General features: G+C 45.1%; 47 protein-coding genes. 3 read left to right on the plus strand and 44 right to left on the minus strand.

Going from position 1 to position 26391, the window contains the following annotated elements; genetic code table 11:
* Positions 1–105 precede the first annotated feature (105 nt).
* From MKZ16_RS29410 to MKZ16_RS29455, 10 genes are all read right to left on the minus strand, one after another.
* The gene (locus MKZ16_RS29410; protein WP_076106866.1) at positions 106–1107 is read right to left on the minus strand and encodes a DUF3102 domain-containing protein; all 1002 of its coding nucleotides are present in this window, start codon (positions 1105–1107) and stop codon (positions 106–108) included.
* Complete coding sequence (locus MKZ16_RS29415) at positions 1104–2669, minus strand: PcfJ domain-containing protein (RefSeq protein ID WP_076106868.1); 1566 nt, start codon at positions 2667–2669, stop codon at positions 1104–1106. The genes MKZ16_RS29410 and MKZ16_RS29415 overlap by 4 nt, the downstream gene beginning before the upstream one ends.
* A gap of 15 nt (positions 2670–2684) precedes the next feature.
* Entirely contained in the window at positions 2685–3062 is a 378-nt protein-coding gene (locus MKZ16_RS29420) for a Cas9 inhibitor AcrIIA9 family protein (RefSeq protein WP_143759107.1), read from the minus strand.
* A 281-nt stretch (positions 3063–3343) separates the two neighbouring features.
* Entirely contained in the window at positions 3344–4510 is a 1167-nt protein-coding gene (locus MKZ16_RS29425) for a hypothetical protein (protein WP_076106872.1), read from the minus strand.
* 117 nt (positions 4511–4627) lie between these two features.
* Positions 4628–5011 carry a hypothetical protein gene (locus MKZ16_RS29430; RefSeq protein ID WP_076106874.1) on the minus strand — a complete coding sequence of 128 codons (384 nt, stop codon included), beginning with the start codon at positions 5009–5011 and terminating at the stop codon, positions 4628–4630.
* Positions 5004–5408 carry a hypothetical protein gene (locus MKZ16_RS29435; protein ID WP_076106876.1) on the minus strand — a complete coding sequence of 135 codons (405 nt, stop codon included), beginning with the start codon at positions 5406–5408 and terminating at the stop codon, positions 5004–5006. Before MKZ16_RS29435 ends, MKZ16_RS29430 begins: the two co-directional genes overlap by 8 nt.
* Entirely contained in the window at positions 5405–5626 is a 222-nt protein-coding gene (locus MKZ16_RS29440; RefSeq protein ID WP_339815108.1) for a hypothetical protein, read from the minus strand. Before MKZ16_RS29440 ends, MKZ16_RS29435 begins: the two co-directional genes overlap by 4 nt.
* Positions 5583–5867: a hypothetical protein gene (locus tag MKZ16_RS29445; RefSeq protein WP_339815110.1), complete on the minus strand. Its 285-nt coding sequence runs from the start codon at positions 5865–5867 to the stop codon at positions 5583–5585. The genes MKZ16_RS29440 and MKZ16_RS29445 overlap by 44 nt, the downstream gene beginning before the upstream one ends.
* 53 nt (positions 5868–5920) lie before the next feature.
* A complete protein-coding gene (locus tag MKZ16_RS29450; protein ID WP_256715520.1) occupies positions 5921–6226 on the minus strand; it encodes a DUF771 domain-containing protein in 306 nt (101 codons plus the stop codon).
* Between the two features lie 130 nt (positions 6227–6356).
* Positions 6357–6551 (minus strand): helix-turn-helix transcriptional regulator, encoded by a 195-nt coding sequence (locus MKZ16_RS29455; protein ID WP_076105943.1) that lies wholly within the window; start codon positions 6549–6551, stop codon positions 6357–6359.
* 110 nt (positions 6552–6661) lie between these two features.
* Here MKZ16_RS29455 and MKZ16_RS29460 point away from each other — a divergent pair, with 110 nt between their 5' ends.
* From MKZ16_RS29460 to MKZ16_RS29470, 3 genes are all read left to right on the plus strand, one after another.
* Positions 6662–7105, plus strand: a complete 444-nt coding sequence (locus MKZ16_RS29460; RefSeq protein ID WP_076105921.1) for a helix-turn-helix transcriptional regulator — start codon at positions 6662–6664, stop codon at positions 7103–7105.
* Between the two features lie 15 nt (positions 7106–7120).
* Positions 7121–7534, plus strand: a complete 414-nt coding sequence (locus MKZ16_RS29465) for an ImmA/IrrE family metallo-endopeptidase (protein WP_076105923.1) — start codon at positions 7121–7123, stop codon at positions 7532–7534.
* 72 nt (positions 7535–7606) lie between these two features.
* On the plus strand, positions 7607–8803 hold the full coding sequence (locus MKZ16_RS29470) for a site-specific integrase (RefSeq protein WP_076105925.1): 1197 nt from the start codon (positions 7607–7609) through the stop codon (positions 8801–8803).
* 97 nt (positions 8804–8900) lie between these two features.
* Here MKZ16_RS29470 and rpsI read toward each other — a convergent pair whose 3' ends face one another.
* From rpsI to rpsJ, 34 genes are all read right to left on the minus strand, one after another.
* On the minus strand, positions 8901–9293 hold the full coding sequence (gene rpsI / locus MKZ16_RS29475; protein ID WP_025706574.1) for a 30S ribosomal protein S9: 393 nt from the start codon (positions 9291–9293) through the stop codon (positions 8901–8903).
* A gap of 20 nt (positions 9294–9313) precedes the next feature.
* Positions 9314–9751 (minus strand): 50S ribosomal protein L13, encoded by a 438-nt coding sequence (gene rplM / locus MKZ16_RS29480; RefSeq protein ID WP_036680589.1) that lies wholly within the window; start codon positions 9749–9751, stop codon positions 9314–9316.
* A 229-nt stretch (positions 9752–9980) separates the two neighbouring features.
* Complete coding sequence (truA, locus tag MKZ16_RS29485; protein WP_076105927.1) at positions 9981–10763, minus strand: tRNA pseudouridine(38-40) synthase TruA; 783 nt, start codon at positions 10761–10763, stop codon at positions 9981–9983.
* Between the two features lie 319 nt (positions 10764–11082).
* Entirely contained in the window at positions 11083–11448 is a 366-nt protein-coding gene (gene rplQ, locus MKZ16_RS29490; protein WP_019908254.1) for a 50S ribosomal protein L17, read from the minus strand.
* Positions 11449–11482: 34 nt separating this feature from the next.
* Positions 11483–12427 (minus strand): DNA-directed RNA polymerase subunit alpha, encoded by a 945-nt coding sequence (locus MKZ16_RS29495; RefSeq protein WP_036680585.1) that lies wholly within the window; start codon positions 12425–12427, stop codon positions 11483–11485.
* A gap of 130 nt (positions 12428–12557) precedes the next feature.
* Positions 12558–12953 carry a 30S ribosomal protein S11 gene (rpsK, locus tag MKZ16_RS29500; protein ID WP_019908251.1) on the minus strand — a complete coding sequence of 132 codons (396 nt, stop codon included), beginning with the start codon at positions 12951–12953 and terminating at the stop codon, positions 12558–12560.
* A 19-nt stretch (positions 12954–12972) separates the two neighbouring features.
* Complete coding sequence (gene rpsM / locus MKZ16_RS29505; protein WP_036680583.1) at positions 12973–13341, minus strand: 30S ribosomal protein S13; 369 nt, start codon at positions 13339–13341, stop codon at positions 12973–12975.
* 19 nt (positions 13342–13360) lie between these two features.
* On the minus strand, positions 13361–13474 hold the full coding sequence (gene rpmJ / locus MKZ16_RS29510; protein WP_003322638.1) for a 50S ribosomal protein L36: 114 nt from the start codon (positions 13472–13474) through the stop codon (positions 13361–13363).
* A 53-nt stretch (positions 13475–13527) separates the two neighbouring features.
* Positions 13528–13743, minus strand: coding sequence for a translation initiation factor IF-1 (infA, locus tag MKZ16_RS29515; protein ID WP_036652996.1), 216 nt, complete (start codon positions 13741–13743; stop codon positions 13528–13530).
* Positions 13744–13745: 2 nt separating this feature from the next.
* Entirely contained in the window at positions 13746–14054 is a 309-nt protein-coding gene (locus tag MKZ16_RS29520) for a KOW domain-containing RNA-binding protein (RefSeq protein ID WP_036680581.1), read from the minus strand.
* An 11-nt stretch (positions 14055–14065) separates the two neighbouring features.
* Positions 14066–14818, minus strand: coding sequence for a type I methionyl aminopeptidase (gene map / locus MKZ16_RS29525; protein ID WP_038573450.1), 753 nt, complete (start codon positions 14816–14818; stop codon positions 14066–14068).
* Positions 14819–14822: 4 nt separating this feature from the next.
* On the minus strand, positions 14823–15467 hold the full coding sequence (locus tag MKZ16_RS29530) for an adenylate kinase (protein ID WP_038573451.1): 645 nt from the start codon (positions 15465–15467) through the stop codon (positions 14823–14825).
* A gap of 96 nt (positions 15468–15563) precedes the next feature.
* Positions 15564–16862 carry a preprotein translocase subunit SecY gene (gene secY / locus MKZ16_RS29535; RefSeq protein ID WP_076105929.1) on the minus strand — a complete coding sequence of 433 codons (1299 nt, stop codon included), beginning with the start codon at positions 16860–16862 and terminating at the stop codon, positions 15564–15566.
* Complete coding sequence (gene rplO / locus MKZ16_RS29540) at positions 16862–17302, minus strand: 50S ribosomal protein L15 (RefSeq protein ID WP_036680569.1); 441 nt, start codon at positions 17300–17302, stop codon at positions 16862–16864. The genes secY and rplO overlap by 1 nt, the downstream gene beginning before the upstream one ends.
* 40 nt (positions 17303–17342) lie before the next feature.
* On the minus strand, positions 17343–17528 hold the full coding sequence (gene rpmD / locus MKZ16_RS29545; protein ID WP_036680567.1) for a 50S ribosomal protein L30: 186 nt from the start codon (positions 17526–17528) through the stop codon (positions 17343–17345).
* Between the two features lie 14 nt (positions 17529–17542).
* On the minus strand, positions 17543–18040 hold the full coding sequence (gene rpsE, locus MKZ16_RS29550) for a 30S ribosomal protein S5 (RefSeq protein WP_036652980.1): 498 nt from the start codon (positions 18038–18040) through the stop codon (positions 17543–17545).
* 27 nt (positions 18041–18067) lie between these two features.
* A complete protein-coding gene (gene rplR, locus MKZ16_RS29555) occupies positions 18068–18436 on the minus strand; it encodes a 50S ribosomal protein L18 (RefSeq protein ID WP_036680564.1) in 369 nt (122 codons plus the stop codon).
* An 84-nt stretch (positions 18437–18520) separates the two neighbouring features.
* Positions 18521–19063, minus strand: coding sequence for a 50S ribosomal protein L6 (gene rplF / locus MKZ16_RS29560; protein WP_036680562.1), 543 nt, complete (start codon positions 19061–19063; stop codon positions 18521–18523).
* A 30-nt stretch (positions 19064–19093) separates the two neighbouring features.
* Positions 19094–19492 carry a 30S ribosomal protein S8 gene (rpsH, locus tag MKZ16_RS29565; RefSeq protein WP_036680560.1) on the minus strand — a complete coding sequence of 133 codons (399 nt, stop codon included), beginning with the start codon at positions 19490–19492 and terminating at the stop codon, positions 19094–19096.
* 32 nt (positions 19493–19524) lie between these two features.
* Positions 19525–19710, minus strand: a complete 186-nt coding sequence (locus MKZ16_RS29570; RefSeq protein ID WP_013312154.1) for a type Z 30S ribosomal protein S14 — start codon at positions 19708–19710, stop codon at positions 19525–19527.
* A 49-nt stretch (positions 19711–19759) separates the two neighbouring features.
* On the minus strand, positions 19760–20302 hold the full coding sequence (gene rplE / locus MKZ16_RS29575) for a 50S ribosomal protein L5 (RefSeq protein ID WP_036680558.1): 543 nt from the start codon (positions 20300–20302) through the stop codon (positions 19760–19762).
* 31 nt (positions 20303–20333) lie between these two features.
* Positions 20334–20687, minus strand: coding sequence for a 50S ribosomal protein L24 (rplX, locus tag MKZ16_RS29580; protein WP_076099615.1), 354 nt, complete (start codon positions 20685–20687; stop codon positions 20334–20336).
* 48 nt (positions 20688–20735) lie between these two features.
* Positions 20736–21104, minus strand: coding sequence for a 50S ribosomal protein L14 (gene rplN / locus MKZ16_RS29585; RefSeq protein WP_036680556.1), 369 nt, complete (start codon positions 21102–21104; stop codon positions 20736–20738).
* A 38-nt stretch (positions 21105–21142) separates the two neighbouring features.
* Positions 21143–21409: a 30S ribosomal protein S17 gene (gene rpsQ / locus MKZ16_RS29590; protein ID WP_036680554.1), complete on the minus strand. Its 267-nt coding sequence runs from the start codon at positions 21407–21409 to the stop codon at positions 21143–21145.
* 43 nt (positions 21410–21452) lie between these two features.
* A complete protein-coding gene (gene rpmC, locus MKZ16_RS29595; RefSeq protein WP_019908232.1) occupies positions 21453–21650 on the minus strand; it encodes a 50S ribosomal protein L29 in 198 nt (65 codons plus the stop codon).
* On the minus strand, positions 21640–22074 hold the full coding sequence (gene rplP, locus MKZ16_RS29600; RefSeq protein ID WP_036680552.1) for a 50S ribosomal protein L16: 435 nt from the start codon (positions 22072–22074) through the stop codon (positions 21640–21642). The genes rpmC and rplP overlap by 11 nt, the downstream gene beginning before the upstream one ends.
* 2 nt (positions 22075–22076) lie before the next feature.
* Positions 22077–22742, minus strand: a complete 666-nt coding sequence (gene rpsC, locus MKZ16_RS29605; RefSeq protein WP_038573452.1) for a 30S ribosomal protein S3 — start codon at positions 22740–22742, stop codon at positions 22077–22079.
* 13 nt (positions 22743–22755) lie between these two features.
* The gene (gene rplV, locus MKZ16_RS29610) at positions 22756–23088 is read right to left on the minus strand and encodes a 50S ribosomal protein L22 (RefSeq protein WP_036680546.1); all 333 of its coding nucleotides are present in this window, start codon (positions 23086–23088) and stop codon (positions 22756–22758) included.
* 33 nt (positions 23089–23121) lie between these two features.
* On the minus strand, positions 23122–23400 hold the full coding sequence (rpsS, locus tag MKZ16_RS29615) for a 30S ribosomal protein S19 (protein WP_036652940.1): 279 nt from the start codon (positions 23398–23400) through the stop codon (positions 23122–23124).
* Positions 23401–23476: 76 nt separating this feature from the next.
* A complete protein-coding gene (rplB, locus tag MKZ16_RS29620) occupies positions 23477–24307 on the minus strand; it encodes a 50S ribosomal protein L2 (RefSeq protein ID WP_036680541.1) in 831 nt (276 codons plus the stop codon).
* Between the two features lie 29 nt (positions 24308–24336).
* Positions 24337–24630 (minus strand): 50S ribosomal protein L23, encoded by a 294-nt coding sequence (gene rplW / locus MKZ16_RS29625; protein ID WP_036680537.1) that lies wholly within the window; start codon positions 24628–24630, stop codon positions 24337–24339.
* On the minus strand, positions 24630–25253 hold the full coding sequence (gene rplD, locus MKZ16_RS29630; RefSeq protein ID WP_036680536.1) for a 50S ribosomal protein L4: 624 nt from the start codon (positions 25251–25253) through the stop codon (positions 24630–24632). Before rplD ends, rplW begins: the two co-directional genes overlap by 1 nt.
* 25 nt (positions 25254–25278) lie before the next feature.
* Entirely contained in the window at positions 25279–25902 is a 624-nt protein-coding gene (rplC, locus tag MKZ16_RS29635; protein WP_036680532.1) for a 50S ribosomal protein L3, read from the minus strand.
* A 42-nt stretch (positions 25903–25944) separates the two neighbouring features.
* Positions 25945–26253, minus strand: a complete 309-nt coding sequence (gene rpsJ, locus MKZ16_RS29640; RefSeq protein WP_017692074.1) for a 30S ribosomal protein S10 — start codon at positions 26251–26253, stop codon at positions 25945–25947.
* Between the last annotated feature and the right edge of the window lie 138 nt (positions 26254–26391).

Here is a 26391-nt window from a genome sequence, read left to right on the forward strand (position 1 = left end):
CATGTGTTTGATAGCAATGGTATTGCCTCATTATCTGAATGCTCTCGCCTAAGAGGTTTTCAATGGCGGTTGCCTCAGGATCATTGATACTAAAGAAAAAGAACATTATTCAGACGCTTTCTGCGTAACGACAACCAACATCTTTTGCATCCGCTCGATTGCTCCAACTAGGATAGTCCCGCACTTATCTGAAACCTCAGTGTCCTTTCCCTTCAACGTTGTAATGACCCCGATAACTGCGTTAAAGCTATCCTGTAGGCTCTTGACATGTACCTTGAACATTGCCGTATCTTCACCTGTAGCTGAAGCGGCTTTCTTCCGGAGTGCTTCCAACTCTGCAAGTACTTCCGGCGAGGTTTCGAATACCGTCTCCGTTGCTGTAGCCACCTCTACGGGCTTCGCCTTCAGAGCCTCTTCTAGCTCCTTGACACGCTTCTGAGATTCAATCAATTGTTCATCTGACTTGGACAGGCTTGCCCGGAGCTGTTCAGCGGCTTCCTCTGCTTCAGCAGCTGCACCTTCATCACCAGCGGCAGAAGCGGCTTGTGCGGTGTCCAGTTGTTCCTGCAGGCGCTGGACAATGGCAGCATGGTCCTTCTGCTGGGTCTCCAGCTTCTCCCGGGCCTTCCGCTCCTGCTCCGCTGCCTTCTCGGCCTTGGCAGCAGCTTTTTCGGCTGCTTCCTTCTCCTTAATGGCCTGCTTCCGATCTTTTACTGCCTCCTGCAGCTCACGGGTGGACATCTCTTCAACCTTTTGATCAACCACAAATGCCTCCCGCTCCTCTTCGGGTACGCCCAGCAAGGCCAGTGCTTGAGTCGGTGTCAAATTCTCAAACGTTTGGGATTTCAAATTCTCTCCGAACATGTCAAGCTGCTGCGAACCATAGCCGTCAAAGATGGCCATCATGTTATTGGCCTGCGATTGAGAGAATCCCACATGATCAGCCAACCAATCCCCAAATGCTCCATGTGGCAGCATCTTCTTGGCCTCTGTCAGCTTACGGCCGATTTCGATAGCCCCATGTATGGCCGTCCGCTGAACGTGGTCCCGAATACTAATAATCTCAATGGCAATGACTTCTGGTGTTCTCAAAGATAATTGCGTCATACTGCTACCCCCTGCGGTTTATTTGAATTTTTGGTCTTTCTCTTACCCTTAACGAGCTTTTCAGCTTTAAAAGCATCTATGAGTTCTATCAAATCTCCACTCATGCGAAGGTTTTTATAACCGTACACTTGCTTTACTTGTCCATCCTTCAGTTCCAATGTGAAGAATGGTGTATCCTGATCAGCGTATTTGCGAATCATCAGGATACTTGTTTCCCCTTTCGCATGACGCTGCGCATAACCGCCAACACAGTGGCTCAAAACCTTTCCCTCGTCAATAATCTCTTGACCCGATTGAGCAGGACGAATGATGTAATCTCTCCAAGCAAACCGATAAACTTCCAGTTCCTGCGCCCGTTGGGCAATTCGCCGCTTTTCAATTTCCGACATTTGGATTTTGACCTGAGACATGGTGCTGTCATGTGCGGTAGCTAGATTGTGGGGAAACACGATTTCCAACCGCTTTAAATCAAACCCCAATGTCTTACACTCTTCCATGTAATCCTTCCACATCGTCACGACACTAGTTTGGTCATAGAAGACTCGACGATTTTTTTTGAATTGTTTCTCGATGTATCTAGCGCACGCCCTTACATTTTGAAATTTAAACATTGGTTTCATTTGGGAAAAATACGGATTCACGTTCGTTGCAATACGCTTCAGTTCTTCAAAATCGGGACGATTGCTGTCATTCAGAGTCAACTGGTAGAGCCGTAACGTGAGCGCCCCTATTCCGTCCCGCTCCAGAATGGTCGATTTATTGCTGATGAACTGCTTTAGATCCTTTTTGCGGAGCCGTAATACATCTTCTATGGTTTTGCCGCTCCATTTGATGGCATCATAAGTGCGCATATCATAAAGCTTCGCCCAGACAAAATATTCAAATTTCAGCTTTGTGAGGTATTCAATACACGGATACTTAGAATACAAGCCAAAAAACTTGGTCATATCTGAGTCACTGCCGTCCCAATAATTTTCCCAGGTGCTATACTGCATTGACGTACCCTTCACTGCCGCTTTAATACTGTCCAGAGAGCAGTAACACGGAACACCATTTTTGTATAACGGATATTCAGAGGTGATGTTATCCCTCTTATACCACTGAGTGTCACTGTAATAGCCTGTATAGTACATGGTGCTTTCACCATTCGCCTTGAACACATAGCTGCAAGATGCCTTATAGTAGGTTGTAACGTTCTTGTAATCGCCGCTATAGTCCCGCCTAACGTAAAACCCGACTGCAGTCATTACTTGAGGATCAATAATTGATTTCTCATAGAAAACAACATAGGCCTTGTCCTGCAAGTATTTGCGGCCAACATGACTCTTCTTTACCGTGCATTGAGAATTACAGTGAGGACAAACCGCTTTCTGACAATGCTTTAACGGTTCTTCTGGACGATGGCGCTGATTGCAATGAGTACAATAAGCATATTGAACACGCAAAACAGTTTGAGTGAATAAATAGCGACTATGAAGCAGGACTTTGTTTTCGACATAATCAATCATTTCTTTGCTGATCGGTCCGAAATGGGCTGTGTGTGCTTCTGATGCTACATTCATTCTCCCGCTCCCCCTTTACAGATCGCCAAACAGATCATCAACAGAAATGCCAAGCGTTGGCGGTGAGGTAACCGGAGCGGGTGGCGGCACAGGAGCTGCCTGAGCCGGTGCTACTGCAGGAGCGGGAATCGTTCCGGTAAATCCGAAATACTTCAACGCAATGGCATAACCCTCTTCATCCGTCAGCATTGCCATGCCATCAAATTTCTTCTTAGAAGCTTCAGTTTTCATTGCAGTTAACGCTCCCGCAATGTTCTTACCCTCAGCCAGTACCTTCTCAGCTGCAGCAGGATTGATCTCCAACACCTTGAGTAGATGTTCTCCAACTACTTTCACATAGGGGTTCTTCGACGCTTCCATTTCCGTTCTAAGCTTATTTACTGCTTGTTCCATCCCTTTGACCTCCCATATCCACGGCTTTACCGTGTGTAAATTGAGTTTTGCGCCACATATGCGGCATTCGCGGACCATCGTATGATCTATAATTTGCAGCTTCCCGTTTGTGGAAGCACAACAGAAGCAGAATCCGGGTATCTCCCGTAAAGGTATGAGTGCGGTTTTCTCTGAACATTGCGGACATTTATCAACGGGGTTTTTAGCCTTCTTATCCCGCTGGGGCTTACCTTCCCAGCCACAGATGCAGCGGTGCATCCCAGGAGCGCGTAAAAGGTAGCTCATCGGTTATTGAATGCCTCCTTTTCCCGAAGTTTTGAAGCCTTCAGGTCCGCTGCCTTCTTCATCATGGCATCAAATTCCGATGTTGAAGGCGTTCCGGCCGTCCCATCATCTTGTGAAATCGGAATCACTTGCTTTTGGTTGCCGTAACCTCGGCCCCCGCCGCCGGAACCCTTATTGGACGTAGATGTTTTACCAGAGCGCATTTCAACAAGCAACGTCGTCCATTTATCCCGAAATGTACTTGCACTTAACACATTTTTGCGCCAAAATTCATGCTTTGGCAGCCAGTCCATTACATCCACGATCAGACGCTTGTCAGTTTGCTTGTCCAGTTCTACCAACTTCCGGAAATCGTCTGCCCACGTCTGCATGTTCGCTTTCGGTGCCAGATCATCTACTTCTAACACTTTTGCCAGCTCGTCAAGCTTACTTTTGAAGTACACGGCCATTTTCATGTACGGGCTGTCCGGTTCGTAGACGGGTTTTTGCCGCCCTTTTGAACCATTTTTCCCGCTTGTAGGCGCCTCGTTCGTCGCTTTCGATTCGTCGGCGGTTTGTTTGGACTTCGTTTCTGTATTTTGATTTGGCTCTTGATCTGACTTTTGATTTGGATCTGCATCACCGTATATCTTTAAATCTTTATTTATATCTAGTTCTAAATCTAAATCTAATTCTTTATCTATAGAGCGGACTTCTGGTGGAACTCCATTGGATGTCCCTGTACTGTCAGATGGATGTCCAGTGGACGTCCCTTGGACATCCAAAAGCCCCTCCTTCTTTAACCGCTTCTTCTCCCGAGCTTCGGCCTTGCGTTCAGCATCCTTTTTCTTGGACTCAATGATCTGTCCACCGATTTTGAACCAGTTCGCAATCTCGCGCCCAGACTGGTTTTCGACGACATACCCCGCATCTATCAAAGCTCTCATGAGTACTTCTGGTTCACCTTCGAAACTAACTGCATCAGCGATATCAATGTCGTGGTATTTGCTGATATCTCCGTCCTGCGCCCAGTCCAACACCCACCACCAGAGCATGTGTAGTGTGCCTACTGCGGCAGGGGTACTAAGACCAGTTGAACGACAAAATCGTCGTGTAATGGGGTCTCGATCCGTCGCTTGATAGCTCTTGATCCATAACCTTTGGGCTTCTGTTGACTCACTCAATTGCTATTCACCGCCTCCTGCACGGACAATGCCTGGACATACTACGGACGTCCGCGCGTTGTCCGGTTGTTATCCGATGGATTTCCATAGGACATCCGCCGGACACAATGCATGCCCTTATTTCCAATATTGCTGACCTTCTCCAGCCGTGTAGTAAAGGTAAAGCTCTGCTTGCTTCCGTGCCTTCCAGTCTCGCCCTTCAATGGTCTCATCTGCCCAATGATGGCAACTCCCGTTGTCATTACGGGGACCACACAAGATAACCACGTTCCAGGGAGCCCGGCCTGTCCCATATTGGGAGGCATTGAGCATGTGACACCTCTCAAACCGAAATCTCGGTACGCTGCAGCCGCAATGCTCACAGACGGTATACCCTTCCTCGCTTGCCCGACGGTATATCTCTTTGTCTACCTTAGCTGTAATGGCTGTCTCCTGGCCCTGCTTACGCTTAGCACGCTTATGTTCCGGTTTGGGAACCGGGCGAAAATCAAAGCTACCCATTAGCCATACCTCCTGTTTGCATATCAATTCGGACACGCATTCTAAGTTCGTATATTTTTTCTTTTACGGATTCCCTTTCGTTACGCCAGAACATTTTCTGTTCGTAGGCTTCAGCCTCAAGATTACGAAGCTCCATTGTGGCCAGTTCAGCAGTCAAAATCTTATCGCCCTTCTTTGCCTGAGATTTGGCTAACGTGAATGTGTTCTGACGTAGGGTATAGACTTTTTCATAGTCTCCGTCCATCTGTGCGGAGATCCGACCCATAAGATCATAGGCTGCCGTTAAGAGGCGAACGATCTCAACCATTGCACCTGGTGCGTCTTCGTCGTATGCCTTCGCCTGATCCCGCAGTTTATTGCTTTGTTCGATGTGCCAGTCTAATTCTTCATCCTTCATAGCTTCCTCGCTTTCCGAACCCCCGGACGCTGTGGAGTATCTTTATGAATAGATCTATGGTCCACCTTGGCCAGTGCGGCTTTTGCTTTGTCGATCTTAAAATTAATCGCCGTAGATGGTTTACTGTGATTCAAAAGATAAGCTGATTGATCGAGATAAAGATCGCGAAGCTTCTTACGAAGTTCCGTCCGCTCCACAGATCGCACTCTCTTTGCCATTGCCAACACCTCCCGGCAGTGGTATTCTTGTCTTAATTGTTATTTTCCAACTAAGTGACGGCTGTCCGGCTCCTACCCCGGATGGCCGTTTTTCGTACACCTGGTTAAGTAATTCGCGATAGAAACGATATCCCTTAGTGGCGTTTTCAGCTGCTTGGCTTAATCCCTCAGCTTCTGCCTGATCGCGAAGTGTCAGGTACATAGCGCATACATTGCGAAGCATGTTGACTGTAAGTTTCAAGGTATTTCCTCCTTGTGAATAGATTGTGTATAAGTGGTTATGATAGCCACATATTATCGCGCCAGTTTTGAAGGGGTGCAATTTAGGACTTCAAAATTTTGATCGAGGAATTGCCTCATCCCATGCGCTTTAAACATCCATCGTCCACCCTCTCCCCCGTTTGAAACTAACTTCATTTCCTGCTTAAAAGAAGGATTTAGAAGAATGTTAGCTAGTAACCAATCACGTTTACGACATGTTTCTGCTTCAAGACGTTTCATATCCCACCAACTGCCCTCAGAAGATTGTATTATTCGTTTTATCTCCTGCTTGGCAAAATTTTTAATAGCTTCCTCATCTATGAGAAGCTTGATATCCAAGATAATCACTCCTCTCGCGGTATTTTAAATACCCTTTTTATTAAAAAAAATTCCATTATTAAACAAAGGTATTGACGATACCCCTAAATGAATATATACTAACAATAGGTATTATAAATACCCCTAAGGATCAAAAAAGTTCTTCTACTTTACTATTTAACGCAGTACAAATTTTAATCATTAAATTAAAACTTGGATTAACACGACCATACTCTAAGCTTTTAATTTGTTCTTTAGAAACACCAACTATCTTAGATAATTGATCTTGAGTCAAACCCTTTTCCAAACGTTTTGTTTTTAAGTTTTCTCTTTTCTTAATATCCATCAACTTTAATTTCACCTCCTAAACGAATAACTTGATTATAGACGGTATTTATAATACCGTCAAGTATTTAGAATACCCTTTTTTCGAAAAAATTTATCTGGAGGTATATTATGTCGCTAGGAAATAGAATACGCAGTCGTCGAAAACAATTAGGATTAACGCAAGTTGAAATTGCTGAACAATTGAAAATGGGGCGCTCTAACTTTGGACATATTGAAAATGAACGTGTTGTTCCTTCCAGCTCGGACCTTAATATGATAGCTGACATTCTTAAAACATCACCTGATTATTTACTAGGTAAAACGGATGAACTTTCCACTCATCAGAGTAATTCATACTATGCATTAACATCAAAAGATGAAAAGGACATAGCTGAGGAATTAGAAAAGATGATGGCAAGACTGGATAGTGACAGTGCTATTTCCTATCATGGGGAACCTTTAGAAATGGACGACAATGATAGAGAGCTACTAAGACTTTCATTTGAAAATTCTCTACGTGTTGCCAAACAAATCGCTAAAAAGAAGTTTACTCCTAAAAAATATAGAAACTAACTGGGGGACAACTAGATGGAATTACCGGAGAGTAAAGCAAAACGATTGATAAAACTTTGTGGATCTAACGATCCTCTTATAATTGCATCCCAACGTGGAATCATAATATCTTATGAAGATTTAGGTAAGGTTTGGGGTTACTTTCATTATTTTAATCGAGTACCCCTGATACATATTAATAATAATCTAGATGAGTTCGGATCCCGTTTCACATTAGCACATGAAATTGGGCACTACATGCTACATCCAAACATAAATACACCATACTTAAAAGCAAATACTTTGTTTTCAATCGACAGGATCGAAAGGGAAGCAAACCAATTCGCGTTAAATTTACTCATAGGCTCCAGAATACCTGAGTACAACGAAACAATGAAGAGCTTTTTACTCCGTTGCGAAATCCCTGAAGATTACCATTCTTTTTATTAGACTTGCGCTTTCTCGCCGCAAGGCGATTTAATATACCCAAAAATAGAACATATATTCGTAAGGAGGAACAATATGGCAAGCTTTCAAAAGTACATGACTAAAGATGGCCCACGATGGTTGTATAAGTATTATGGAGAGATTAATCCAAACACCGGAAAGAAAAAACCTTCGACAAAACGAGGATTCAAAACGAAAAAAGAGGCACAGCTTGATGCAGCACAAATAGAGAAGGAAGTTGCTGAAGGAAGTTTCGTTACTCAAGATAAAACAACAACATTCCAGCAAGTCTATGAACAATGGTACGAAACCAATTCCCCCAACTTTAAGCCCAGCACAAAAAAAGCCGTCTTGTCTAAATTTAAGCGGCAGTTGCTCCCTCACTTTGGGGCAATCAAGATGCGGGATATCACTCGCTCCTATTGTCAGGATGTTATTAACAAGATGGCAAAGGAAATTAAAACAATTGATAACATGAAGATGTATGCCAATCAGATATTTGAGTATGCGATCCGTATGGACATTCGTACAACCAACCCCATGAAAGGTGTGGTAATCCCCATGAAGGAAAATGACCATCTGGCAGATGAGGACGGGATGAATCGGAATTTTTGGGAAAAGCATGAGATTAAAAAGTTCCTTGGTTTAGCGAAAACGGAATGCTCACAGCGCGATCATTTAATGTTTCATTTACTGATCTACACTGGTGCACGCAAGGGGGAGATTCTGGCGCTTCGTTGGAATGATATTGACTTTAGGAATAAACAACTTTCATTAAACAAGACTTTGTTTCAGGATAAGACAGGCTTTATGTCCCTGACCTCCAAAACAGCCGCTTCACGCCGTATTCTTAGTTTAGACGACACTAGTATAGGGTTACTGAGAAAACGCCGCTCAGAGCAAAATAGAGGCACTGTAACGCCCATCGGTACAAAAGATGATCGTTTAATTTTCGCACGAGAAGATGAAACACCTATTCGCTTAGCCTACCCTAACGACAAGCTTGCTGAGATCATCCGTTTACACAAGCTCCACCCTGTCACAGTCCACGGCTTGCGTCATACCCATGCTTCGCTACTCTTTGAGGCTGGAGCAAGCATTAAGGAAGTGCAGGAGCGCTTGGGACACTCTGATATTAAAATGACCATGAACATATACACGCACGTAACCAAGTCGGCGAAAGAGAAAACAGCTGACCGCTTCGAAAAATTCATGGAGCTTGACGAACAAATTACTGCTTCTGATGTGGTCACGAATGGTCAGGAAATATAAATATGGTCAAAATATGGTCACGGCACTTTTTGTGGGCAAAATTAAAGCCCCTGACCATAAAGGCCAAGGGCTGAAATTCCTTGATACACAAGGGATATTAACGTTTCGAGAACTGAGGCGCACGACGTGCAGCCTTCAAGCCGTATTTCTTACGTTCCTTCATACGTGGGTCACGAGTCAGGAAGCCGGCTTTCTTCAATGCACCGCGATATTCAGGGTCAACTTTAAGCAATGCACGGGAGATACCGTGACGAATTGCTCCAGCTTGACCGGAAATGCCGCCACCATGTGCAAGAACGATTACATCGTAGTTGCCCAGTGTTTCAGTCAGGTTCAAAGGTTGTTTTACGATCATTTTCAGTGTTTCCACACCGAAATATTCGTCCATCTCACGTTTGTTAATGACAATGCGTCCTTCACCCGGTACAAGGCGAACACGTGCTACCGAATGTTTACGACGACCTGTCCCATAGTATTGTACTTGTGCCATGAAACTGTCCTCCTCTATTCTTATCCGCGAAGTTCGTAAACTTCAGGTTTTTGTGCTGCATGTGGATGCTCGGCGCCTGCATATACTTTCAATCTCAGCTTCATGTGGTCCCCTTGACGAGTCTTAGGAATCATACCATGAACCGCGAATTCAATTACGCGTTCTGGTTTAGTGTTCAGCAGAGTTTCAGCATTAGTAACTTTCAAACCACCTGGGTGCATCGAGTGACGGTAGTATTTTTTGTTTTGCAATTTCTTACCGGTCAAGTGAATTTTCTCAGCGTTGATTACGATAACGAAATCTCCTGTATCAACGTGTGGAGTGAATTGCGGTTTGTGTTTGCCACGGATCAAAGCAGCGGCTTCGCTGGCCAAACGACCGAGTGTTTTGCCTTCGGCATCAATAATGTGCCAATTGCGTTCAACTTCGTTCGGCTTCGCCATATAGGTGGTACGCATGAATGTTTCCTCCTTGTTCTCGTACGAAAATCTTCTGTTTCGTATATCTTGTTTCTCATTGAATTACGATTATGTGAGTTAAGCAAAGCATTTTCTTGGCATTTTCCTGATCGGGGCTGTGGGATAGCCATCAAGAAAACACAACTTTTATATTACAGTATAAACATAACAAGTGCAAGTGATTTTTAAACATTTAGCCTATTAATTAGGAAGAAATTTATAGAAAAAACTATTCACCTTCAATCTCGTCATATTCAACACTCCACAAAGCTAACCCCATGGCCACAGCTGTTGGACCAGCATGTGATCGATCACATGCTGCCAATATTTCAGCAACCTTATCAGCAGGTATTTTACCTTCCCCCACATGGATCAAAGTCCCCATAATAATGCGAACCATGTGCTGAAGAAATCCACTACCCGTTATATAAGTATGGATAACTCCTTGATCTGATGAAGAGGGTCGGCACATACTGCGATCTACTTCCATATGAGCTTCAAAGATCGTTCGTACATGAGAAGTCTTCGTAGACCGTCGTGATGCAAACGAAGTGAAGTCATGTGTCCCTATAATTTGCGTTAAGCCTTGCTGCATCGCAGGAATGTCCAACTTCACTGGATGGTGAAGCTGCCAGCGCCGTTGAAACGGATCTGGAAACCTGTTGCCATTAATCGTGTATCGGTAAGTTTTACGCTTAGCCCCTCTACGAGAGTGAAACGTTAGCGGAACTTCCCTAGCCTCTGTAACCACGATGTCTTGTGGCAGCCGGGCATTAAGCGCTAGACACCAACGTTCAGTTGGGATTCGAGAGGAGGTTGTAAAGTTAAAAGGCTGGCCATAGGCATGTACTCCGGCATCTGTGCGGCCTGAAGCAGTAATCTTAAGCTTCTCACCTGTCAGATGGAGTATGGCTTGCTCCAGCCGATCCTGAATCGTATTGCCCTGAGGCTGGGTCTGAAAGCCATCATAATTCGTTCCGTCATAATTGACCTTCATCAATAGATTACGCATTCCGTTCTCCTTTTTAAACCGGTCAGCAGAACGTCGATCGAAGCACTGTCTGATCTTCTATTTGAAGAAATGGCTTCGCCGTCCCTAGTAGGACGGCATCCATTTTTCATATATAGAACTAAAAGAGTCCTATAGGATCCTTAATTTCAAAAAAAAGAGCCCCTGCGGGAGCTCCTTCAATTGAACCAAGGTGATTCCCACGGTTATTAGTACAGCAGAGTCTTGCGCCTCTGCAGCACAATAACGCTGATATTTCCCCCATCTTTACTCCAAAGAGGGCTGGATGAAAGGGAAGCATCGGAAATCAATACTTGTGATACTACGCGCGGTCTACCAATTCAAGATAAACCATAGGCGCAGCGTCGCCACGACGAGGTCCTAGTTTAAGGATACGAGTGTATCCACCTGGACGCTCAGTGTAACGAGGAGCAATGTCAGAGAACAATTTTTGAATTGCATCTTGTTCACCATCAACAGTCTCGCGGCGAACAAATGCAGCTACTTGACGACGAGCATGAAGATCACCTTTTTTAGCTTTAGTGATCAGCTTTTCAGCGATAGAACGAACTTCTTTCGCTTTAGCTTCCGTTGTTTGGATGCGCTCGTATAAAAACAGATCCGTTACCATGTCGCGAAATAACGCTTTACGCGCACTGGAATCACGGCCCAATTTTTGGTATGCCATTGTGTTTTCCCTCCTTTACTAAAGCAATCTGCAGCTATTCTTCTGTGCGGAGACCCAAACCAAGTTCCTCAAGCTTTTCCTGAACTTCTTCCAAAGATTTGCGACCAAGGTTACGCACCTTCATCATATCTTCTTCAGTCTTCGTGGTAAGCTCTTGTACGGTATTAATACCAGCACGTTTGAGGCAGTTGTAGGAACGAACAGAAAGATCAAGCTCTTCGATTGTCATCTCAAGTACTTTTTCTTTTTTGTCTTCTTCTTTTTCAACCATAATTTCGGCGTCTTTCGCTTCGTCCGTAAGACCTACGAACAGAACGAGGTGCTCGTTCAAAATTTTGGCTCCGAGGCTTACAGCCTCTTCCGGTCTGATACTTCCATCCGTCCAAATTTCAAGCGTCAATTTGTCGTAGTTGGTCACTTGACCAACACGTGTATTGTCTATGCCGTAGTTAACGCGTGAAATTGGAGTGTAGATGGAGTCAACTGGAATAACACCAATTGGCTGATCGTCACGTTTGTTCCGGTCCGCTTGGACATAGCCGCGACCACGGCCTGCAAAAATACGCATATGAAGTCTCGCACCAGGTCCCAGCGTTGCAATGTGAAGATCCGGATTGAGGATCTCAACATCGCTGTCCGCACGGATATCACCTGCGGTAACGATGCCTTCCCCTTCAGCATCAATCTCGAACACTTTTTCCTCGTCTGAATGAATCTTCAGAGACAAGGCTTTAAGGTTCAGAATGATTTCCGTCACATCTTCCATTACGCCTGGAACGGTCGAGAACTCATGCAGAACGCCGTCAATTTGGACCGAAGTCACTGCGGCTCCTGGAAGCGAAGAAAGCAATATCCGGCGAAGCGAGTTCCCCAGAGTCGTGCCATACCCACGTTCCAGCGGTTCAACTACGAATTTCCCATAGGTACCTTCATCATTAGCTTCTACGGTCTCAATCTTCGGCTTTTCGATTTCTATCACGAGTTTACCCCTCCTTCAACGTCGCTCCTATATGAAACTGTCACCCCATCAGGTGCATCATGTAGTATGCCTAAACACCTATTATTAGCAGATGCGTCAGAATTATACCACATTCACAATACTGATTTCACTATACGCGACGACGCTTAGGCGGACGGCATCCATTGTGAGGAACCGGAGTTACGTCTTTAATAAGGTTAACTTCAAGCCCTGCAGCTTGAAGGGAACGGATGGCTGCTTCGCGGCCCGCGCCCGGTCCTTTAACCATAACCTCAACCGACTTCATGCCGTGCTCCATAGCTGCTTTAGCTGCTGATTCAGCTGCCATTTGCGCTGCGAATGGAGTGGACTTACGGGAACCTTTAAATCCTTGGCCGCCGGAGCTTGCCCAGGAAATTGCATTTCCGTGAGGATCCGTGATGGTAACGATGGTGTTGTTGAACGTGGAACGAATATGTGCCACGCCGGATTCGATATTTTTACGGTCGCGACGTTTGGTACGTACGACTTTTTTCGGTTTAGCCATTGTCTCTTATCCCCCCTTATTATTTCTTTTTGTTTGCTACCGTACGACGCGGGCCTTTCCGGGTACGGGCATTCGTTTTAGTACGTTGACCGCGAACAGGCAATCCACGACGGTGGCGAACACCGCGGTAACAGCCGATCTCAGTAAGACGTTTAATATTTAAGGAAATTTCACGACGCAGGTCACCTTCAACCTTAACCGTTTTGTCGATCGTTTCACGCAGTTTGCTGACTTCATCTTCCGTCAAATCACGGACACGTGTATTAGCGCTAATGCCTGTTTCATTAAGAATTTTCTGAGAAGTCGTTTTACCGATTCCGAAAATATAAGTCAAGGCGATCTCAACGCGTTTGTCACGTGGCAAATCCACTCCAGCTATACGAGCCATTTTACGCTACACCCCCTTCTTAACCTTGTTTTTGTTTGTGTTTCGGATTTTCGCAAATCACCATAACAGTCCCTTTGCGGCGGATTACTTTACATTTCTCGCAAATGGGCTTTACAGAAGGTCTTACCTTCATGTTAATTACCTCCTCAAAGTTTTGCGAAGCAAAACTTTTTTCGTAGTTCCCATCTATTTACGGTAAGTTATACGACCTTTTGATAAATCATAAGGCGATAACTGCACGACCACTTTGTCTCCGGTCAAAATACGGATAAAGTGCATCCGCAATTTACCGGATACATGGGCAAGTATTTGATGACCGTTCTCAAGCTCAACCTTAAACGTTGCGTTTGGCAACGGTTCAAGGACAGTACCTTCTACTTCAATGACATCTTCCTTAGCCACAGTTAGTCTCCTTTCTCATCAGCACTTATTCCGGTGGGTCCAGCATACTTCATGACTGCGAATCGCAGCTTTCCGTTTGTTACCCGCCCAGTTTCCTTCAAACTGTCCACAACCTCACTGCTGATGAAGGGTATGAGCTCAAGATGAAGAATATTCTTCTTCTTTGGCCCATCAAACTTACGTTTGTCTCCATCTGCAATGTATACAAATCTGCTATCAACAACTGCGATAACAACGGCTGCCTCTCCGGCATCTTTGCCTTTGAGAATTCTCACTAATTGACCAACCTGCGGGCTGCTCACAGTATTCAAGAGGAGATCACCTACGCATTCAGTTTTGTGAAAATTTCCATGCCGTCCGGAGTAACTGCTACTGTATGCTCGAAGTGAGCACATAGTGAGCCATCAACCGTAACGACAGTCCAGTTATCTTCCAGTGTTCTGACATGTCTCTTTCCTGCGTTTACCATCGGCTCAATCGCGAGCACCATACCCGGTTTCAGACGTGGTCCGCGGTCCGCTATGCCATAATTCGGAATTTGCGGTTCTTCATGCAGTTTTGCCCCAATACCATGACCAACATACTCACGTACGACTGAGAAACCAGCCTCTTCGATGTACTGCTGAATAGCATGGGAGATTGTAAACAAGCGCACATCCGGCTTAACTAACGCCAGTCCCGCGTACAAGGAGCCTTCCGTAACGTCCAGCAAACGCTGAGCCTCTTCGGAAATGCTGCCCACACCGTAGGTCCAGGCGGAATCACCGTGATAACCGCGGTACTCTGCACCGATATCCAGCGTAACAATATCGCCTTCGATCAGTTTACGTTTACCTGGAAATCCATGCACCAATTGTTCGTTGACTGAAGCGCAAATGCTGGCAGGAAAACCGTTGTAGCCTTTGAAAGACGGCACAGCATCTTGACTGCGAATGTATTGATCGGCGATTCTGTCGAGCTCGCCCGTTGTAATGCCAGGCTCAATGGCCTGAGCAATAAGACGGTGACTCTCGGCAACAATTCGACCAGCTTCCCTCATAAAGGCAAGTTCCTGTTCGGATTTACAAATGATCATTACATTAACCCCGCATTAAAGACACGATTTCAGAAGTAACGACATTAATTTCGTTTTCCCCGTTTACCTGACGCAAAAGACCTTTATTATCATAAAACGCAAGCAGCGGCGCTGTTTTATTATCATACTCATCCAGGCGCTTGCCTACACTTTCTTCGTTGTCATCCGGACGTTGATATAACTCACCGCCATCAATGTCGCAAATGCCATCTTGCTTCGGCGGGTTGAAGATTAAATGGTAGGATGCTCCGCAAACGCTGCAGATACGACGTCCAGTAAGACGCGCCATTAGCAATCCACGGTCAACATTCAAGTTGATGACATGATCCAAAGAAGTGTTCAAACGGCTAAGAATATCATCCAGCGCTTCCGCTTGCGAAAGAGTTCTTGGAAAACCATCCAATAGAAATCCTTTTTCGCAATCGGACTGCTGCAACCGTTCTTCGACTATCCCAATGGTCACATCATCTGGTACAAGCAAACCTTGATCTATAAATGATTTGGCCTTCAATCCTACCGGAGTTTCCTGTTTGATTGCCAAACGGAAAGCATCTCCTGTCGAAATATGAGGAATACCAAATTCTTTAACGATTTCTGCCGCTTGTGTTCCCTTGCCTGCCCCAGGAGGGCCCATGAATAAAATGTTCACGATTTCTCTCTCCCCCCAAAAGTTCGCCACCAAGCAAGAAACAGCATAATAGGTGCCGGGAAGAATAAAAACTTAAGCTTCACCGGAACCTATCACCTATTTATTGATGAAGCCTTTGTAATGGCGTTTGATCAAATGGCTCTCGATCTGCTTCATAGTATCCAATGCCACACCGATTACGATAAGCAGCGCAGTGCCACCAATTCGAACTTCTTTGGGCAATCCAGATATAGCACCGAAGAACATCGGTAGTACAGAGATCAAAGCTAGGAACAACGCGCCTGACATAGTCAAACGAGACATTACTCTAGTCAGATATTTCTCTGTAGCTTTACCAGGACGGATACCTGGGATGTAACCACCATTCTTCTTCATGTTATCGGCCATCTGTTGAGGATTCATCTGCACGAACGTATAGAAGAACGTGAACCCGATGATCATCACTACATACAGAAGCATACCAAGCGGAGCATCGGTTGCCAAATATTTGGTAATCCATTGTGCCCAGGCATGTGTTGACCAGAAACTGGAGAGAACAACTGGGAACTGAAGCAATGATACGGCGAAGATTACCGGAATTACACCTGCCGCATTAATTTTCAATGGGATATGTGTATTCTGTCCACCGTACATTTTATTGCCGACTACGCGTTTAGCGTATTGAACAGGAATCTTCCGAATACCTTGCTGTACGAAGATAACTGCTGTAATAATCGCTACAATCACAATCAGCACGATAACGACTTTAAGAATATTCAGGAACACCTGATCCGGCTGAATAAAACTTGAGTTAGCCGTACTTGTGATATACCCCGGAATGGCGGCGACGATTCCCGCAAAAATCAGGATCGAAATCCCGTTCCCGATTCCCTTTTCGGTAATCTGTTCACCAAGCCACATCAAGAAAGAAGTACCCGCCGTCAAGATAATGGCAACCAGCAAGTAATCAGCAAATGTCGCATTCGGCATCATTTGAGTTCCATAAATCCGGTTAAACCCTATCGACGTAGCAAAACCTTGGATCAGGGCTAATATCACTGTACCGTAACGAGTGATTTGCGCCAATTGTTTTTTCCCGTGCTCCCCTTGTTTAGCCCATTCAGCAAACTTAGGAACAACATCCATCGACAGCAATTGCACGATGATGGATGCTGTAATGTACGGGTAAATACTGATCGCAAATATCGAGAAGTTTTTGAGCGCTCCGCCCGAAAAGGTGTTCAAGAGTCCCATCAAAGCGTCACCACTCTGATTTGCTGTTTGCAGTACATCTTTGTTCACACCAGGAACCGGAACAAACGAACCGATACGGTAGATAATCAGAATGAACAAGGTAAACAGGATCTTTTTGCGCAAATCTTCAACATGCCAGATATTCTTAAGCGTCTTGAACATTAGATCACCTCGGTTTTACCGCCGGCAGCCTCGATTTTCTCTACCGCAGATTGAGAGAACTTATTTGCTTGTACAGTCAATTTTACGGTCAACTCACCGTTGCCGAGAATCTTGATGCCGCTTTTGGAATTCTTGACAACACCAGTTTCAAGCAACAACTGCGGAGTCACTTCAGTTCCTTCTGCAAAGCTATTCAGATCTTCCAGGTTCACAATCGCATACTCTTTACGGGTAGGATTGACGAAACCACGTTTAGGCAGACGACGATAGAGCGGATTTTGTCCACCCTCGAAGCCCGGACGAACACCACCGCCAGAACGTGAGTTTTGACCTTTGTGACCGCGACCGGAAGTTTTACCATTTCCGCTACTAGGACCACGACCAACGCGATTGCGTTCTTTGCGGGAACCAGGAGCTGGAGCAAGTTCATGTAACTTCATCGTTTGCACCTCCTTATGTTTGTTAATTTATGCGAGGCGTTTAGCCTTCAATTTCAGTTACAGATAGCAAGTGACTCACTTTATTGATCATTCCGCGAATTGCAGGACTGTCATTGTGAACCACTGTCGTGTTGAGTTTACGCAGGCCGAGCGTCTTAACAGTAACACGTTGTGTTTCTGGACGTCCGATTACACTACGTACGAGGGTAATTTGCAATTTTGCCATTGACGTTCCCCTCCTTAACCGCGCAATTCTTCGACAGATTTGCCGCGAAGTTTCGCGACCTCTTCAATGCGTTTCAGACGGGAAAGTCCCTCCAAAGTTGCATTGACCATGTTCATGGAATTCGAAGAACCCAGTGATTTTGTCAAAATGTCGCCAACGCCTGCCAATTCCAATACCGCACGAACTGGACCGCCAGCGATAACGCCAGTACCCTCTGATGCTGGTTTCAGCAACACGCGTCCTGCGCCGAAGTGTCCAGTAACGAGATGGGGAATCGAAGTTCCTACGATTGGGATGTGAATCAGGTTTTTCTTGGCGTCTTCAATGCCTTTACGGATGGCATCCGGAACTTCGCCGGCTTTACCGATACCAGCACCGACGTAGCCGTTGCCGTCGCCCACAACAACAAGTGCACTAAAGCTGAAACGGCGTCCGCCTTTTACAACTTTTGCAACACGGTTAATGTGTACAACTCTTTCTGTCAGTTCTAAACTGTTCGGATCTACACGCAAGTCGTTAACCTCCTTTTAAGAATTATTCTAGAATTCAAGACCAGCTTCACGAGCTGCATCAGCCAATGCTTGAATCCGTCCATGGTACAAGTAACCTCCGCGGTCGAATACGACCACTGCATAGCCTTTTTCTTTGGCACGCTCAGCGACCAATTGGCCAACTTTCGCTGCAGCTTCAACGCTGCCGCCATTACCGATATTAGCGCTCAGATCTTTATCAAGTGTAGAAGCGGATACGATAGTAACCCCTTTAACATCATCGATCAGTTGAGCGTAGATGTGTTTCGAAGAACGGAATACGTTCAAACGTGGACGCTCAGTAGTTCCCTGGATCTTCTTACGAACACGCAGGTGTCTTTTGAGACGAGCCTTGTTTTTATCTTCTTTTGTAATCATGACTTCCCTTTCACTCCCTTCAGTTTGCCGTAAACAGCTTCACTTTAAGATGCACGGGGTATCTTACAATTAAGTTTAAACTGGTTATTTCTTCTTACCAGCTTTACCTTCTTTGCGGATGATACGCTCGCCTTCATATTTGATACCTTTACCTTTATACGGTTCTGGTTCACGAACGGAACGGATTTTAGCAGCGTATGCGCCAACGCGTTCTTTATCGATACCTTTAACGATGATCTTCGTGTTCGCAGGAACTTCGAACTCGATACCAGCTTCCGGTGTAATTTCAACCGGGTGGGAATAACCAACGTTCAGAACGATTTTATCTCCGGATTTGCTTGCACGATATCCGACCCCAACCAGTTCCAGAGATTTCGAGAAACCTTCAGTCACACCTGCTACCATGTTGTTGACAACGGAGCGGGTTGTGCCGTGAAGTGAACGATGCAATTTGTTATCCGACGGGCGAACAACGGTAATTTCGTTATTTTCAACTGTAACCTTCATGTCTTTATGAAGCTCACGAGTCAAAGAACCTTTTGGACCTTTTACTGTAATAACGGCGTTGTCCAAAGTGACATCTACACCGCTAGGTACTGCGATTGGTTTGCGACCAATACGAGACATGTGTTGCACCTCCTTATCTTGTGACGTTTATTACCAAATGTAGCAGACAACTTCTCCGCCAGATTTTGATTGACGAGCTTCTTTGTCGGTCATAACTCCCTTAGATGTGGAGATAATCGCGATTCCTAGACCACCGAGTACACGAGGCACTTCATTGCTCTTCGTGTATACGCGAAGGCCTGGTTTACTGATTCTTTTCAAACCAGAAATAACACGCTCTTGGTTAGGGCCGTATTTCAAGAAGATACGGATAATCCCTTGTTTGCTATCTTCAACGAATTCCGCATCGCGGATGAAACCTTCACGCTTCAAAATGTCAGCGATTTGTTTCTTCATAGTAGAAGCAGGCATTTCTACCGTCTCGTGACGCACAATGTTAGCGTTACGAATACGAGTAAGCATATCTGCAATAGGATCAGACATAGTCATGTGTGTAAACCTCCTTCCCGTTTATAAACTTCTTACCAACTTGCTTTTTTCACGCCAGGGATCTGGCCTTTATAAGCTAATTCACGGAAACAAATTCTGCAAATTTTGAACTTTTGCAGTACCGAATGTGGACGACCACAACGTTCGCAACGTGTATATGCACGTACTTTAAACTTAGGCGTACGTTGTTGTTTAACTTTCATCGAAGTTTTTGCCACTTAGCCTGACACCTCCTAAACATTTTCGGAGAAAATGGATTAACCGACTTTATTTTGCGAAAGGCATTCCCAGCTGACCCAGCAGCTCGCGGGATTCCTCGTCCGTCTTAGCAGTCGTTACAATAACGATGTCCATACCGCGGACTTTATCCACTTTGTCATATTCGATCTCGGGGAAGATCAATTGTTCTTTAAGACCAAGTGTGTAGTTACCACGGCCATCAAAGGCTTTAGTGGAAACACCACGGAAGTCACGTACACGTGGAAGTGTTACGTTGAACAATTTGTCCAAGAAGTAATACATACGCTCTCCGCGCAGTGTTACTTTAACCCCAATCGGCATATTTTCGCGTAGTTTGAAACCAGCGATGGATTTTTTAGCTTTAGTGATTACTGGTTTTTGACCAGCGATCAACTGCATGTCATTAACTGCAGCATCAAGTACTTTGGAGTTTTGAACAGCGTCACCCACACCCATGTTGATGACAACCTTCTCGATCTTAGGCACTTGCATAACAGTTGTATAGTTAAACTTCTGCATCAAAGCAGGTGTAATTTCGTTAAGAAAACGTTCTTTCATTCTTGCTGCCATGAAGATTTAACCTCCTTTCTTAAGGGCTAGATTAGTCGATAATCTCTCCGGATCTTTTAGCAATCCGAACTTTTTTACCATTGTCCAAAACTTTGTAACCGATACGGGTTACTTTGCCGGTCTTCGGATCGATGTGCATTACGTTGGACACATGAATCGAAGCTTCCTGCTCAATAATTCCACCCTGTGGATTCAGCTGGTTCGGCTTTTGGTGTTTTTTCACCATATTGACGCCTTCTACCAGAACGCGGTTTTCACGAGGATAAGCAGCGATGACACGGCCTTTTTTGCCTTTGTCTTTACCACTAATCACAAGCACCACGTCATCTTTCTTCACGTGCAGTTTATTGTTATGGGATTCCAGAACTTTTTTCACTCTAGGCATTTATTACACCTCCTATAACTAACCTTCAACTTATTGGTGCCGTGTTTATTAGATAACTTCCGGTGCCAAGGAAACGATCTTCATGTAGTCTTTATCGCGAAGTTCGCGAGCAACTGGTCCAAAGATACGTGTTCCACGAGGGCTTCTGTCGTCTTTAACAACAACAGCTGCATTTTCGTCGAATGCGATGTAAGATCCATCTTTACGACGAACGGAACGTTTCGTACGAACAACTACCGCTCTAACAACATCACCTTTTTTGACAACGCCGCCTGGTGTTGCTTGTTTAACGGAACAAACGATCAAATCACCGATTGCTGCTGTACGGCGTCCAGTACCACCCAGTACGCGGATACACATCAGTTCCTTCGCACCAGAGTTGTCAGCCACATGCAAACGTGTAAATGGTTGAATCATTATAATTTCCTCCTTCCGGAAAAACTCTCTTGATTATCTTAGATGATAACCGCTGCTTCTACCACTTCAACTAGTCTCCAACGTTTGTCCTTAGACAACGGACGAGTTTCCATGAGTTTTACGGTATCGCCAATCTTTGCAACATTTCCCTCATCATGTGCTTTGAATTTCTTCGTAGACTTGATGCGTTTGTGGTACAAATTGTGTTTTTTATAGGTTTCAACAGCAACTACGATGGTTTTATCCATTTTATCACTGACCACTTTACCGATTAGCACTTTACGTGCATTACGTTCTTCACTCATTAGTTAGCCTCCTTCCTGAATACGGATCTGCGATCCGTCTCACTTAACTAATCCCAAGCACTCTTTGATGGATCACGGTTTTAGCACGAGCTATTTCCTTACGCACGTCACGAATCCGAGTTGGGTTGTCCAATTGGCCAGTTGCCAATTGAAAACGGAGATTAAAAAGTTCCTCTTTGAATCCAGCGATCTTTTGTTCAATCTCAGCAGTGGTTAAGTTGCGAAGTTCATTAGCTTTCATTTGCTTCACCACCCAATTCTTCACGTTTCACAAACTTAGTCTTTACAGGCAGCTTGTGAGCGGCAAGACGCATCGCTTCACGAGCGATTTCTTCCGACACGCCTCCGAGTTCGAACATAATCTTGCCCGGTTTAACTACGGCTACCCATTTCTCAACGTTACCTTTACCACTACCCATACGAACCTCGAGAGGCTTTTGAGTAATAGGTTTATCTGGGAAAATCTTGATCCAAACTTGACCGCCACGTTTGATATAACGTGTCATCGCGATACGAGCAGCTTCGATCTGACGGTTAGTGATCCAAGACGGTTCAAGTGCAACCAGGCCGAATTCGCCGAAGTTCAATTCAGTACCGCCTTTTGCCATACCCTTCATGTGTCCGCGTTGTTGCTTGCGGTGTTTTACGCGTTTTGGTACCAACATGATTAGTTGCCTCCTTCCTGAGCAGCTTGTTTCTTAGCTGGGGGAAGAACTTCTCCACGGTAGATCCATACTTTTACGCCGATAAGACCGTAAGTTGTATGTGCTTCAGCCGTTCCGTAATCGATATCGGCACGAAGCGTATGAAGTGGAACTGTTCCTTCGCTATAACCTTCTGAACGAGCAATCTCAGCTCCGCCAAGACGTCCGCCCACTTGAGTTTTAATCCCTTTTGCGCCAGAACGCATAGTTCTTTGAATCGCTTGTTTGAGGGCACGACGGAACGATACACGACGTTCCAATTGTTGAGCAATGCTCTCAGCAACAAGAATTGCATCCAATTCAGGGTGCTTGATTTCATTGATGTTGATGTGTACTTTTTTGCCACCAGCGATTGCTGTAACTGCGCTGCGAAGTACTTCTACTTCTGCTCCGCCTTTACCAATAACCATACCTGGTTTAGCTGTATGAATTGTAACGTTCACGCGGCTAGCCGCTCTTTCGATCTCGATATGGGAAACAGCGGAATCCTTCAATTTGCCTTTAAGGTATTCCCGGATTTTGACGTCTTCCATCAGAAGAGTACCGAAATCTTTTCCTGCATACCATTTAGATTCCCAATCGCGAATAATACCGATTCGGAGTCCGATTGGATTTACCTTTTGACCCACGTGTTATCCCTCCTTATTTCTCAGATACCACCAGTGTAATGTGGCTCGTGCGTTTATTGATCCGACTTGCGCGGCCCATGGCGCGCGGACGGAAACGTTTCATAGTAGGTCCTTGGTTAACGAAAACCTCGCTAACGAACAAACTGTTCACGTCCAAAGAATAGTTATGCTCAGCATTCGCAATTGCCGAATTAAGCAACTTTTCAACGACCGGAGAAGCGGATTTCGGAGTGTGGCGAAGAATAGCAATTGCTTCCCCCACTTGCTTACCGCGAATCAAGTCAACAACCAGTTTCGCTTTACGAGCGGAAATTCGCACCGATCTTGCATGTGCTTTTGCTTCCATTGTTTAACCTCCTTTCAAACAGAGACCTTATTATTATCTTCTTGTTTTCTTATCGTCACCCGCGTGGCCTTTGTAAGTACGTGTTGGCGCGAACTCGCCCAACTTGTGACCTACCATATCTTCTGTTACGTATACAGGCACGTGTTTACGGCCGTCATATACACCAAACGTATGTCCGATAAACTGAGGGAAAATGGTTGAGCGACGGGACCAAGTTTTAACTACAACCTTTTTTTCAGCCTCGTTCAGTTCCTCAACTTTTTTAAGCAGGTAGCCATCGATAAACGGCCCCTTCTTTAAACTGCGACCCATGTGTGAATCCTCCCTTCATCCGGTTCTTCAAACCGCGAATCGACGCTTCGCGCTTTATTAACTTGCCAGAAGCGTCTTATTTAGTGCGGCGGCGAACGATATATTTATCAGATGCCTTGTTTTTCTTACGCGTTTTGTAACCAAGGGTTGGTTTGCCCCATGGAGACATTGGCGATTTACGTCCGATTGGAGCGCGACCTTCACCACCACCGTGTGGGTGATCGTTAGGGTTCATTACTACCCCGCGAACTTCAGGACGACGGCCGAGCCAGCGACTACGTCCAGCTTTACCGATTTTGATCAATTCGTGATCTTCGTTACCTACGGAACCGATAGTTGCACGGCATACGCTAAGGATCTTACGAACCTCACCGGATGACAAACGAACGGAACAGTATTTTTCTTCTTTACCAAGCAATTGAGCTTCTGTACCAGCTGCACGAACCAATTGTCCGCCTTTACCTGGTTTCAACTCAATGTTGTGGATAACTGTACCTACTGGAATGTTTTCCAGTGGAAGACTGTTACCAATTTTGATGTCGGCCGCAGGACCGGACTCTACTTTATCCCCAACTCTTAGACCTTTAGGAGCGATGATATAACGTTTCTCTCCATCAGCATAGTGGATCAAAGCAATATTAGATGTGCGGTTCGGGTCATACTCGATTGTAGCAACGCTACCTGGTATGCCGTCTTTAGTCCGCTTGAAGTCGATAATACGGTATTTACGTTTATGTCCGCCGCCATGGTGACGAACCGTAATTTTACCTTGGTTGTTGCGTCCCGCATGTTTGAACAGCGGAGAAAGCAACGATTTCTCTGGCTGGTTTGTTGTAATTTCTTCAAACGTAGACACGGACATAGCGCGTCTTGCCGGAGAGGTCGGTTTGTACTTTTTGATTGGCACTGTAGTTCCCTCCTTACTTCAACAGAGTATTATTCTACCGCTTCAAAAAATTCAAGCGGTTTGCTGTCCGGGCTAAGCTTAACGATGGCTTTTTTCCACTCTGGAGTGTAACCAGAATATTTACCATAACGTTTCAGTTTGCCAGGTACGCGCATTGTGTTCACATTTGTTACTTTTACTTTGAAAATAGCCTCGACAGCTTTTTTGATTTCGGTTTTGTTAGCACGGATATCCACTTCAAAAGCGTATTTCATTTCGCTCATGTAGTCGGAAGTACGTTCCGTAATCACCGGACGTTTGATAATATCACGAGGATCTTTCATTACGCGAACACCTCCTCTACCTTCAGAACTGCTTCTTTAGTGATGATCAGTTTGTCGTACGTCAGTACGTCAAGAACATTAATGCCGTCAGCCGCTACGAATTTCACCCCAGGGATGTTACGAGCGGAAAGTGCTACGTTATCATCATAGCTAGTAGCTACGATCAACGCTTTACGATCTACTTTCAGATTGTTCAAGATTGCTGCGAATTCTTTCGTTTTCGGAGCATTCATTGTCAAGCTATCCAATACGATAATGTCATTCTCGAGTACTTTCGAGGACAAAGCGGATTTGATCGCCAAACGACGAACCTTCTTAGGCAGTTTCCAGGAATAGCTACGTGGTGTTGGTCCGAAGACAACGCCGCCGCCTTTCCATTGTGGAGAACGAATGGAGCCTTGACGAGCGCGACCTGTACCTTTTTGTTTCCAAGGTTTACGTCCACCGCCACGAACTTCAGAACGTCCTTTTACTTTGTGTGTACCACGACGTAGGGAAGCTCTTTGCATAAGCGCAGCTTCATGTAGAACGTGCTCATTCGGTTCAATACCGAATACTGTATCGCTCAGTTCCACTTCACCAACTTCGTTGCCACTAATATTAAAAAGTGTTACTTTTGGCATTTCATGTTCCTCCTTTCTTCAATAATTATTTCTTAACGGTTTGTTTAACTTTCACGAAGCTGTTTTTAGGACCTGGGATAGCGCCTTTAACCAGCAATACGTTACGTTCAACATCAACCTTGATAATTTCAAGCTTTTGAACCGTAATAGTCGTGTGACCCATATGTCCTGGAAGGCGTTTGCCCTTAGGAACACGGTTAGCTTGGATAGAACCCATGGAACCCGGTCTTCTGTGGTAACGCGATCCGTGTGCCATTGGTCCGCGGCTTTGTCCCCAACGTTTGATGTTACCTTGGAAACCTTTACCTTTAGATGTACCAGTTACGTCAACAAATTCGCCCTCAGCAAAGATATCAGCCTTCAGTTCTTGTCCAACCTCGAGAGACCCGAGATCAACACCGCGAATTTCACGAACGTAGCGCTTAGGTGTTGCATTTGCCTTTTTGGCGTGACCCTGTTCAGGCTTATTGGAGCGTTTTTCTTTTTTATCAGAAAAGCCCAATTGCACTGCTTCATATCCGTCGATATTCAGGTCTTTCTTTTGCAGTACTACACAAGGTCCTGCTTCGATAACAGTAACAGGAATTACGTTACCTTCTGGAGTAAACACTTGAGTCATACCGAGTTTTTTTCCTAAGATACCTTTCAATGTTGACACCTCTTTTCTTTTCCTAAGTTACTTAAAATAGAATTACAATTTGATTTCGATATCTACACCGGACGGTAGATCCAAGCGCATCAAGGCATCCACAGTTTGTGGTGTTGGGTTCACAATATCGATCAAACGTTTGTGAGTCCGTTGTTCAAACTGTTCACGGGAATCCTTGTACTTGTGTACCGCACGGAGAATAGTAATGATTTGCTTCTCAGTTGGTAACGGAATCGGCCCGGACACACCTGCACCCGAACGTTTTGCTGTTTCAACAATCTTCTCAGCGGATTGATCAAGAATTCTGTGGTCGTATGCTTTCAAGCGAATACGAATTTTTTGCTTTGCCATTTTAGTCCCTCCTTCTATCGCCCAATTTGGTATCGGACATACTCCGTGAAAATTTTCTGACCTCGTCCCCATGGCAAAGGGGCCGGGTGTGTCAGTAACCTCTCACATCATCGCAACGTCTCAGAACAACATTTATTA

Source organism: Paenibacillus sp. FSL R5-0928, assembly GCF_037970385.1.
GTDB lineage: Bacteria > Bacillota > Bacilli > Paenibacillales > Paenibacillaceae > Paenibacillus_AQ > Paenibacillus_AQ odorifer.